Genomic DNA, 10,630 nt, shown 5'->3' with positions numbered 1-10,630 from the left:
CTCAGAAGCAGAAATTTTTATCCTCAATTTCTTGCAATCCTCGCTACGGACGCTTGATTCCGACAGGCTGCTAGCAAAGACCTTTTCTTAAAAGCAAAAGTGTCACCGGTAAAAAACATCGTTGAAGCCATGTACCGGATCCGCCCGTTACTTAGTTACTTTGCTTTCTTTAGGGCTGGGGCCATAATCCTGGTACGTACTATCAGGCCTGCGTTTTCGATCTCTTTGTTTATGATCTGACAGGGTTTGAGTGCTCTTGCAGACTGTCCCGCGTGGCTGTAGCTGGGCATTCTCTCTGATCACTGTCACTTCACAGGTTTTTCGCCTGCTGTGAGCTTTGCTTTTGTGCAACGACAGGGCCTGAGAACTCTTGCAGAGAGCCCCGCACGGCCGCGGCTGGTCATCATCCCCGACTATTTCTGCGTCACAGGTTTTTTGCCCGCTGTGGCAGTTTCTTTTGTGATCCAGCAGGGCTTTAGCACTCTTGCAGACCTTCCCGCAGGTTAGCAGCTGATGATCCTTTGTGGTCGTGATTATGTCACAGGTTTTTTGTCCGCTGTGGACTTTGTGTTTGTGATGTGAAAGGGCCAGAGAACTTTTGCAAACTTTCCCGCACGGCTGCTGTAGGCCATTTTTCCCGAAGACTGTTCTGTCACAGGTTTGTTGCCCGCTGTGTACGCCTCTTTTGTGGGTCGACAGAGATTGAACATTCTTGCAGATCATCCCGCATGGCTGTGGCTGGCCATTCTTTCCGATCACCGTCACTTCACAGGTTTTTTGCTCTGAGTGGTATCTGTATTTGTGATTGCACAGAGCTTGAACATTCTTACAGACTGTCCCGCATGATCGCGGCTGGCCATCCTTCCCAATCACGATTTTTTCACAGGTTTTTTGCTCTGTTTGGTGTTTCTTTTTGTGATTCCACAGAGCTTGAGCATTCTTACAGACTGTCCCGCATAACCGCGACTGACCTTCCCCTTCGACCAGGGTGACGCCACAGACTTTTTGCCCGGTGTGATAGCTGCTTTTATGGACCGACAGGCTCTGAGCATTCTTGTAGACCTTTCCGCACGGCCGCTGCTGACCATCCCTCCCGACCAGGGTCACATCACAGGTTTGTGGTCCAATGTGGGCTTTGCTTTTCTGATCCGACGGGGCTTGTAGGTCATAGGCAGCCCCTCCGGAAGAAAGGCGGCCTGAAGGAGAAGTTCCGATTGGGTGTCTGGGATGTGCAAGTGTACAGGAAGTCCCGTTTTCTTCTGGAAGAATATGATTGCTCAGACTGAGTAACCCGACGATTATAATTGAGTCATCAGCGGTAATGTGAGAATTCCCTTGCATTGTCACATCATCATTCAGTGATCCCACAGGGCCAGTTGGACAGGCAGCTTCTGCACTTATTAAGAGAGTAGGCTTGTCTGTCGAATTTGCTACGGGATTCAGCGGCCATGCACTGGCTCCTCTGTTCCCGGATGATGGCCGGAAACTGCAAACTCCATGACAGGGGAAGATGAAACAATTGAAACCTAAAGTATGTTGAGTTTGCTGAGGGCCTCCGTTACCGCCAACAGAGCCAGAATAGCGGAGGCTGGTGAAAGAGCCCGCAAGGTGGCTGGTAGCTCCCGGAGCTTGCTTTCCAGATGATTCTGATAGCTGTTGTGGTTGCTGGTTATGGCTATAGTCAGGCACCATAGTGATGATGGCAAACGGATCAGCTCCCCGTGTCAGCATAGATGTTGGTTCTTGTGGTTCGATTGGGTTAAACGACGGTAAATCGAGGTTCCAATCACTGTTCAAAAGCCAGCCGATAGCAACAACTACTTCTATGGCCAGCCATGAATAAGGGGTGGCGCTCATAAAGGTGTTTTTGGTGGTCAGGATCAGTTCGTAACCCGTCAGCAGATGAGTGGCGTAAAGCCATTGCCATGGAATCGATGCAGTTAGAGTCATTTTTACCTCGTAACTGTTAAACCTTTGTTGTTTATCATCAGTCGCTAAATACAGTCCGGCGTAGTCGTTTGTTTCGATAGTGTCTGGCGGATTGACCGGCAATGTAATCAGGCTACGATTTATAGAAAAGTTCTGGTTTGGAAACACTGCATTGTGTTCAAACTCGATAATAAACCATTTTGTTGAGGAGTCAGCCTGACAGACGACAGACAACAATAATATCAGCAACAGCGGTGCCGCAAAGAGTGAGTGTCTAATAATTATAACCTTGCATACGGGTGGAGAGAGAGGAAGGATAGATCAAGAAAATAAGTATTTTTTCTGTCAAAGACACTTTGTTAAAAACCAAAGGTTGTACCGGGTGAAAACTCATCGAAGCCATGTACCGGATTAGCCCGTTACTCATGCAATTTGCATTTTTTAGAGCAGGGGCCCTGGTCCCTATTATCAGGCTTCCATTTTTGATGTCTTGTTTTATGACCCGACAGGGCTTGAGCACTCCTGCAGGCTGTCTCACATAGCTGTGGCCGAGCATCCTCACTGACCACTTTAACTTCACAGGTTTTTCGCCTTCTATGGGCTTTGCTTCTGTGCGATGACAGGGCCTGAGAATTCCTGCAGAGAGCCCCGCACGGCTGCGGCTGGCCATCATCCCCGACTATTGTTGCGTCACAGGTTTTTTGGCCGCTGTGGTGGGTTCTTTTGTGATCCGACAGGGCTTTAGCATTCTTGCAGACCTTCCCGCATTGCCGCTGTAGGCCATCCTTCCCGACGACTGGTGTTTCACAGGTTTTTTTCCCGCTGTGTACGCTTCTTCTGTGAGTCGACATGAATTGAGCATTCTTGCAGATCATCCCGCATGGCCGCGGTTTGCCATCCTTTCCGACTAATGTCAGGTTGCAGGTTTGTTGCCCGCTGTGGTCTCTTCTCTTGTGATAGAATAGGTTTTGATTATTCTTGCAGACCTTGCCGCATGGCCGCGGCTGGCCATCCTCTCCAACCACTGTCATTTCACAGGTTTTTTGCTTGCTGTGTACGCTGCTTCTGTGACTCCGCAGAGATCCGGCATTCTTGCAGACCACCTCGCATGGCCGTGGCTGACCATCCTTCCCAATCACAGTCACTTCACAGGTTTGTTGCCCTGTGTGTTGTCTGTTTTTGTGATTCCACAGAGTTATAGTATTTTTGCAGACTTTCCTGCATGGCCGCAGCTGACCATCCTCTCCGACCACGATCACATCGCAGGTTTTTTGCTCTGTGTTGTGTTTCTTTTTGTGATATAACAGAGCTTGAGCATTCTTGCAGACGGTCCCGCATGGCCGCGGTTGGCCATCCCTTCCGACCACAGTGAAACTACAGGTTTTTTGCCCGGTGTGGTAGTTGCTTTTGTGAACCGACAGGGCTTTGGCATTCTTGGAGACCGTCTTGCATGGCTGCGGCTGGCCATCTCTTCCGACCATTATCATGTCACAGGCTTGCGGCTCGATGTGGCCTCTTTCTTTTTGACCCGACAGGGTTTGATGGCAATGGGTAGCGCCTCCGGAAGAAAGACGACACGAAGGTGAAGTCCCCATTGGACCTGTGGAAAGAGTAGGCGTAAAGGAAGGCCCGTTTTCTTCTGGACGACTATGATTGCCCAGACTGATTAACCTGGCGACTGTCATTGAGTCATTATCGGTGACAGGCAAATTCCCGTGCATTGTCACATCATCACTGAGTGACCCGGCAGGGGCAGTTGAACAGGCGCCTTCTGTAGTTATTAATTGTGAAGGGTTGCCTGTCGAATTTGCTTCGCAATTCAGCGGCCACTGAGTGGGTTCATCCGATAATGGCCGGAACATGCAAACGCCAAAACAGGGGAAGACGAAACAATTTAAACCGAAAGTATGCAGAAGTTGTTGAGAGCCTCCGTTTCCGCCGCCAGAGCCCGAAAACAGGAAGCTGATGAAAGAGTCTATAAGATGGCTGTTGGCTCCCGGGGCTTGCTGGCCCAATGATTCTGCCAGCTGCTGTGGTTGTTGGTTCTGACCAGAGCCAAACATCATAGTGATGGTGGCAAACGGGTGGTCCTCCCGTGTCCGCATAGCTGTTACTTCTTGTTGTTCAATCGGGTTAAACGAAGTTGAATCGGGGTTCAAAGAGCTTTTCAAGAGCCAGCCGACGATAACAACGAAGACTTCTACAGGTAAACATGAGTAAGGGTGGGAGCTCAGAAGGGAGTTGGTGGTCTGGATCAGTTCGTAACCGACCAACAGATGAGTGGCGTAAATCCATTGCCATGAAATTGATTCAATAAGAGTCGTTTTTACCCGGTAACTGTTAAATCTGTGTCGTCTGTCATCAGGCGTTAAATCCAGTCTTGTATAGTCCTTTGTGTCAGTGATGTCTGACGGGTTGCCGAATAATGTACTCAGGCCATGCTTTATAGAAAAGCTGTGGTTTGGAAATGCTGCATTGTGTTCAAACGTGGCAATAAACCGTTCTGCCAAGGGTTCGGCCTGACAGGCGACAGACAACAACAATACCAGAAACAGCAGTGCCGTTAAGAATGAGTGTCTAATAATTCTATCCATTTGTTCCAGTGGCCAGAGGGATAGGATAGATCAAGAAAATAAACGTGTTTTCCTTTCTAAGATCCTTTGCTGGAAACTAAAGGTTGTACTGGGCAAAAACTTGTGAAAGGTCAGTTGCCAGACCAGATCTTCACATCTTCACTTTACCCTCCTGAGAACTCGGTGCATTGTCCTGGCTTACATCAAAAGGCTTGCGTTTTCGGTGCATTCTTTTGTGCTCAGACAGAACTTTAGCACTCTTGCAGACTTTACCGCACGGGTATTGAACCCCATCAGGCCCGACCAATGTTACGTCGCAGGTTTTTTGCCCGGAGTGAAGTCTCCTTTTGTGATCCGACAGGGCTTGAATACTCCTGCAGTCCACCCCACATGACTGCTGCTGGCCAAGCTTCCCGACCACAGTTTCATCGCAGGTTTTTTGCCCGGAGTGATGTCTCCTTCTATGATCCGACAGGGCTTGAGCACTCTTGCAGACTGCACCGCATGAACGCTGCTGGCCATCCGCTCCAAACACAGTTTTGTCACAGGTTTTTTGCCCTGAGTGGAGTTTTCTTTTGTGATCCAACAAAGTTCTCAGATTATTGCAGACGTTCCCGCATGATCGCTGATGGCCATCTTTTGTGAGCACGGTTGCGTCACAGATCTGTTGCCCGCTGTGCTCTCTTCTTTTGTGATCCGCCAGATCGCGAGCAGTTCTGTAGGTCCTCCCGCATAGCCGTCGCTGACCATCCTCCCCGACTAAAGCCACTTCGCAGGTTTTGTGCCTGCAGTGGGCTTTCATTTTGTGATACGAAAGAGATTGGGCATTCCTGCAGACCTTTCCACATAGCCGCTGTTGGCCATCCGCTCCGACTAAAGTCACGCCACAGGTTTTTCGTCCGCTGTGGATGTTGCTTTTGTGAGAAGAGAGGACCCGAGCATTCTTGCAGACGGTCCCACATGGTCGCTGCCGACCATCCTTCCCAACCACGGTCACGTGACAGATTTGTTGCCCGGAGTAGTCTCTGCTTCTGTGATTCAACAGGACTTTAGCATTCTTGCGGACTGTCCCACATGGGCGCTGCTGGCCACCCTCCTCAACCACTGTTACTTCCCAGTTTGTTTGCCCATTGTGGTCTGAGGTCTGGACTGCGCCTGTCTGGAAAAGGTGGGGTTGGCCCCGACTAAATTGGGTTGATTCAGTATTTATTTGTTGTGTTTTTGGATGGATAAGCGTAAAGAAAAACTGGTCATTTTCGAGAAGACTCTGTAGGCCGGGTGACTCATCATTGACTACAAAATCATTAGTATTGAAAGACAAATTGCCGAGTATGGTCAAATTATTATTGAATGGCCCGCTATCTAAGGTTTTATGGACGATGCCTGCACTCATCGAGTCTGAGGCGACCTTGCTTATGGAGTTTTCATCAATGTCATGAGCCTGTGGCTCACATTGTTCATCAGAATTCGATGCTCTGCTATCGGATGATGGTCGGAAATTACAAACGCCACGACAGCTATGGACGAAACAATTTAAGCCTAAAGTGTGTGAGTGTTGTTGGGGATCTTTTCTGTTACCGTCGTCAGATTCAGAATACAAGAGGTGAGTGAAAGGGCCTGTAAAGTGGACAGTTGCTATTGGGGTATGCTGCGCTGATGATTCTGATGGCTGACTTTGTTGTTGGTCTTGTTCAGAGCCATACATCATAGTGGTGATCGCAAACGGGTGATTCTGGTTCGTCTCTTGTTCAATTGGGTTAAACAGTGGTGAATCGTGGTTCCAATAGCTTTGAAAAAGCCAGACGACAACGACAAGCAATTCTTCAGGTAGCGATGAATAAGAGGTGAAGCTCTGAGGGGCGTCTTTGTTGGTCAGGATCACTTCGTAGGCAATCAGCAGATAACTGGCGTAAAGCCATTGCCAGGAAATCGAATCAATAAGGGATCTTCTTATCCTGTAACTGAAAGTTCGGTGCCGGTTGTTATCAAGCGTCGAACCTGATCCTGAATAGTCGTTTTTGTTGGCAATATCTGACTGGCTGTCTGGCAGTGTGTTCTGGGCATGTTTTACAAAAAATCCCTGATTTGAAAAAACTGCCTTCTGTTCTACGTCGACAATAAAATATTCTGTCAATACTTTGGCTTGACAGAAGGCAGACGATAACAGTGTCAGCAGTAATGCCGAAAAGAGAGAGTGCTTAATAACTCTATCCACCCTGGTCCACATCATAAGACTTGCGTTTTGGATACATTCTTTTGTGGTCCGAAAAGGTTTTAGCATTGTTGCAGATCTTTCAGCATAGTCGCGGTCAATATTCAGCTCCTAATCAACAGTTTTGCGTTTTAGATGTACTCTTTTGTGATTCATGAGGGCTTTAGCACTGCTGCAGACCTTTCCACATAGCCGCTGCTGGTCATCCGCTCCGACCACTGTTTCATTACAGGTTTGCTGCCCGGTGTGGCATCTGCTTTTGTGGTCGTAAAGGGCTCGATTATTCTTGCAGACCTTGCAGCATAGCCACCGCTGACCATCCTCCCCGACTACCGTTTCGTGACAGGTTCTTTGCCCGCTGTGGTATCTGCTTTTGTGAGTTGTCAGTGCTTTGGCATTTTTGCTTATCTTCCCACATGGCCTCTGCTGACCATCCTCCCCTGTCACTGCCACGTGACAGGTTTTGTGTCCGGTGTGGTAACCGCTTTTGTGGTTGGACAGGGTTATGTGCTTTCCCCAGACCCTTCCGCATGGCCGCGGTTGGCCATCTTCTCCAACCACTGTTACGTCACAGTTTTTTTGCTCACTATGCCCATTTCCTCTGTGAAGCCGCAGGGCTTGAACATTTTTGCAGATCTTTCCGCATAGCCGTTGCTGACCATCCTCCCGTTGCACCATCACGTCACAGACTCTTTGCCCGCTGTGATATCTGTTTTTGTGAGTAGAGAGAGCTTGCAGATTTTTGCTGAGTGTCCCACATGGTCTCTGGTGGCCATCCTCCCAGACCACCATCACATCACAGATCTTTTGCCCGGTATGGGCAATTCTTTTGTGATCCGACAGGGCTTTGGCATGCTTGCAGACCTTTCCGCATGGCTGTTGCTGACCATCCTCCCGCTCCACCATCAGGTAACAGGTTTGTTGCCCGGTGTGGTATTTGCTTTTGTGAACTGACAGAGCTTTGGCACTATTGCAGATCCTCCCGCATGGGCACAGCTGGCTGTCCTCTCCGGATACTGTCGCGTCACAGGCTGATTGCCCGGCAGCGTCAGTTGTAAAGCTTGTCTCTGCTCTCAATGAATCTAAGGTGAGTTCATCTCCAGGATCACTGTTATTGGCTGGGGGGGCATCAATGCTATGCGGCTGTTGCTGCTGCGGTTGAGATTGAAATAGTTGACCAAAATCGTATTGACGTTCAATGGCAGGGATATCTTGCCATATGTCTAAAGGCGCGGTTTGCTGCTGACGTGTACCGATTACAGAACCAAAATGACTCATGCAGCTAAAGCAGTATCCATTGGCCAAATGGGCGCATGGGCTTTGTCCGGCGTTCGGCGGACGATCGGCGGGCTCTCCGCTATCGGATGATGGTCGAAAAATACAAACGTCATGACAGGGATGGACGAAACAATTTAAACCCAAAGTATGTGAGTGTTGTTGAGAACCTCCGTTACCACCGTCATAATCAGTAGTATTCAGGGGGCTGATGAAAGAGCCTGTAAGGCGGGTGGTTGCCCCTGAGGTTTCCTGACTGGATGATCCCGGTGGTTGGTTTTGTGGTTTGCTATGTCCTGAGGCCAACATCATTGTGATGGTGGCAAACAAGTGATTTCCCTGTTTCAGTAAAGATGTTGCCTCTTGTTGTTTGATCAGGTTAAACGACGGCAAATCGGAGTTCCAATAGTTTTTTAAAAGCCAGCCGAGGACAACAACCACTTCTGCAGGTAACCATGAATAAGGGGTGGAATTTGAAGGAAGGTTTTCGGTGGTCAGGATCGGTCCGTAACCCACCAACAGATGAGTGGCATAAAGCCATAGCCAGAAATTCGATTCAATAAGGGTTGTTTTTGCCCCGTAAACTGATTTGTCATCAGGCGATGAATCTGATTCTTCATAACCGTCCTTGTTGGTAATATCTGCTGGGCTGTCTGGCAGCGTTTGCCGGTCACGCTTTACAGAAAAGATCTGGTCTGGAGAACCTGCTTTCTGCTCAAAATCGACAACAAAGCGTCTCGTCAGCGGTTGAGCCTGACAGGTTGAAAACGACAATTGTAGTAAAAATAGCAGTACCACAAAGAATGAGTGTTTAATAATTCTATCGCTGCATTCTGGTTAACAGAGAGGAAGGATAGATCAAGAAAAGGAGTCTGTTTTTCTATCAAAAACCTTTTGTTAAAAACCAAAGTCAGCACTGCGAAAAACCTTATTAAAGGGAGGGTGTCAAATCAAGGGTTGGGGGCAAGATCAACAGGTTTGCGTTTTCGATGTCTTCTTTTGTGATCCAGAAGGGCTCTGGCATTTTTGCAGACCTTTGTGCATTGCCGCTGCTGGCCGTCTTCCCCGACCACTGTTTCGCCAAAGGCTTTTGCCCGGTGTGGTGTTTTTTTTGTGATTTGCCATTAGTACAGCATTCTTAAAGACCATTCCACATTTTTGCTGACCATCCTTCCCTACCGCGAGCAGGTTACAGATTTTTTGCCCGGTGTGGTATCTGCTTTTGTGATCCGTCAGGGCCAGGGCACTTCTGCAGACATTGCCGCATGGCCGCTGCTGGCCATCCTTCCCGACCACTGTTGCGTCGCAGATTTTTTGTCCGGTGTGGCATCTTCTTTTGTGATCCGAGAGGGCTTTAATACTGTTGAAGAGCCTTCCACATGGCCGTTGCTGACCGTTCTTCATGTCCGCCGTCTCGCCACAGGTTTGTTGCCCGGTGCTGTCTGTTCTTTTGCGGTTCGGTAGGGCTTGTTGGCAATCAGGTGAAGTCCCCATTGGATATGTGGAATCGGTCAGCGAACAGGAAACCCTGTTTTTTTCAGGAAGTGTATTATTACTCAGACTGAGTAACCCGTGGATTATAATCGAGTCATTAGCGGCGACAAGCAAACTCCATTGCCTTGGCTCACTGAGTGGCTCGACAGGGTCAGTTATACAGACTGCTTTTGCACTCATTAACTGTGAAGATTTGTCTGTCGAACTTTCTTCAGCATTTAGCGGCCAATTATTGGATCTTCTGTTATCGAATGATGGTCGGTAACTGCAAATGCCATGACAGGGATGGAGGAAACAATTTAATCCCAAAGTATGAGAGTGTTCTTGAGGATTTCCGTTACCGCCATCATAGTCAGTAGTATTCAGTGGATGGGTAAAAGAGCCAGTCAGTTGAGTGGTTGCTCCTGAAGTTATCTGACAGGAAGATTCTGTTGGCTGACTTTGTGGTGGGTTATGTCCGGAACCCGGCATCATAGTGATGGTGGCAAAGGGTTGATCCTGACTGGTCTCTTTTTGTTTGATCGGGTTAAAAAACGGTGATGCCGGGTTCCAATAGCTTATTAAAAGCCAGCCGACAGCGACAAACACTTCTTCAGATGGCCATGAATAAGGAGCTGAGTCTGGAGAGACGTTTTTGGTAGTCAGTATCAATTCGTAACCCACCAACAGGTTTGTGGCACGAAGCCATCGCCATGAAATCGACTCAATAAGTGTCGTTTTTATCCAGCAGTCAGTTTTGTCATCAGATGTTGAATCCAGTACTGCATGGTCGTTTATGTCGGTCGTGTCTGACGGGCTGTCTGGCAATATATGTTGGCCACGCTTTATAGAAAAGCTCTGGTTGGGAGAACCTTTTTTCTGTTCAAACTCAACAACAAAATGTCTTGTCAACGTTTGAGCCTGACAGATGACAAACGACATCTGTAGCAGTAGCAACATTACCATAAAGAGTGAGTGTTTAATGATTCTATCCTTGCATTCACGTTTACAGAAAAGAAGGATAGATCAAGAAAAAAATGTGTTTCCTACCAAAAAGCTCTTTGTAGGGGACAATTTCGTAACGAATCTTGATATAAAAGACACCATCCAGTTAACGACCATTCTGGCAATATCATCAAGCTCCATGCCACTCCGGGCGAAGAAGCGC

At 48.2% G+C, this 10,630-nt stretch carries 5 protein-coding genes; all 5 read right to left on the bottom strand.

All coding sequences use genetic code 11. The annotated features are described in order from the left end of the window. Window positions 1-147: 147 nt before the first annotated feature. Window positions 148-2,178 carry a hypothetical protein gene (locus KDK19_RS01800; RefSeq protein ID WP_257287234.1) on the bottom strand — a complete coding sequence of 677 codons (2,031 nt, stop codon included), beginning with the start codon at window positions 2,176-2,178 and terminating at the stop codon, window positions 148-150. A gap of 170 nt (window positions 2,179-2,348) precedes the next feature. Beyond that, window positions 2,349-4,523 (bottom strand): hypothetical protein, encoded by a 2,175-nt coding sequence (locus tag KDK19_RS01795; RefSeq protein ID WP_257276309.1) that lies wholly within the window; start codon window positions 4,521-4,523, stop codon window positions 2,349-2,351. A gap of 130 nt (window positions 4,524-4,653) precedes the next feature. Further along, window positions 4,654-6,717 (bottom strand): hypothetical protein, encoded by a 2,064-nt coding sequence (locus KDK19_RS01790; protein WP_257291227.1) that lies wholly within the window; start codon window positions 6,715-6,717, stop codon window positions 4,654-4,656. A 108-nt stretch (window positions 6,718-6,825) separates the two neighbouring features. Then, entirely contained in the window at window positions 6,826-8,787 is a 1,962-nt protein-coding gene (locus KDK19_RS01785; RefSeq protein WP_257291226.1) for a hypothetical protein, read from the bottom strand. Between the two features lie 171 nt (window positions 8,788-8,958). Then, window positions 8,959-10,404, bottom strand: a complete 1,446-nt coding sequence (locus KDK19_RS01780) for a hypothetical protein (protein WP_257291225.1) — start codon at window positions 10,402-10,404, stop codon at window positions 8,959-8,961. Window positions 10,405-10,630 lie beyond the last annotated feature (226 nt).

Origin of the sequence: Endozoicomonas sp. ONNA1 (assembly GCF_024606325.1) — a bacterium.
Classification (GTDB): Bacteria; Pseudomonadota; Gammaproteobacteria; order Pseudomonadales; family Endozoicomonadaceae; genus Endozoicomonas_A.
This window is presented reverse-complemented; position numbering and strand designations above follow the sequence as displayed.